At 46.0% G+C, this 644-nt stretch carries 1 protein-coding gene and 1 pseudogene; both read left to right on the top strand.

Going from position 1 to position 644, the window contains the following annotated elements; translation table 11 throughout:
- Positions 1 to 471, top strand: a 471-nt coding sequence (locus tag R7040_RS27375) for a DJ-1/PfpI family protein (protein WP_318097731.1), incomplete at its 5' end; no start/stop codon positions are given.
- Positions 472 to 555: 84 nt separating this feature from the next.
- Positions 556 to 644 (top strand): annotated as a pseudogene (locus R7040_RS27370) (RNA polymerase subunit sigma); the annotation flags it as partial.

Genomic DNA, 644 nt, shown 5'->3' with positions numbered 1-644 from the left:
GTCTCTGATCAGAAAACCATCACCACTGAAGAGGGATTAGAAATTGGTGTGGATGCTTGGATTGGCGATCAGCCGGAACTCGACGTGCTGGTTTTAACATCCAGCTACGACATGGATGCGCTAATCGAAAACAAGGATCTCATTCACTTTATTCAAACCACATCAAAGGCGGCAGATTGGATGGCAAGTAATTGCTCTGGTGCGTATCTATTGGCCGAGGCTGGCCTTTTAAACGGTAAGAAAGCGACAACGTGGGCTGGAGGCGAAAACGGATTACAAAAAGACTATCCAGCAGTTGATGTACAGTTCAACCAGAATTTTGTGGTTGATGATGGAGTCCTCACCTCAAACGGCAGCCTAGTCAGCTATCAGGCCGCCCTCAAATTACTGCATCTCATGACTTCGGAATCTAAAGCTCAAGAAGTCGCAGACGCCCTTCAATACTCACGTTTTTCTACCCAGCCATTTTAAGCGGGCAAGGACGAAACCACAGGTAACCTTCGGTGTTTCAGAGGTTACCTTGCAGCCCACTTCTACACTTCAGGTCTTAATGTTATGGAAAAACAAAAACGTTACGAAACACTGACGAAAGAGCGATACCAAGATATCTATCGTCTCGCATATTGGCTGTGCAAAGATCAACA

The sequence above is a fragment of the Vibrio sp. 1069 genome (genome assembly GCF_033340555.1).
The sequence above is the reverse complement of the archived record's forward strand: the minus strand, read 5'-3'. Positions and strand labels throughout refer to the sequence as shown.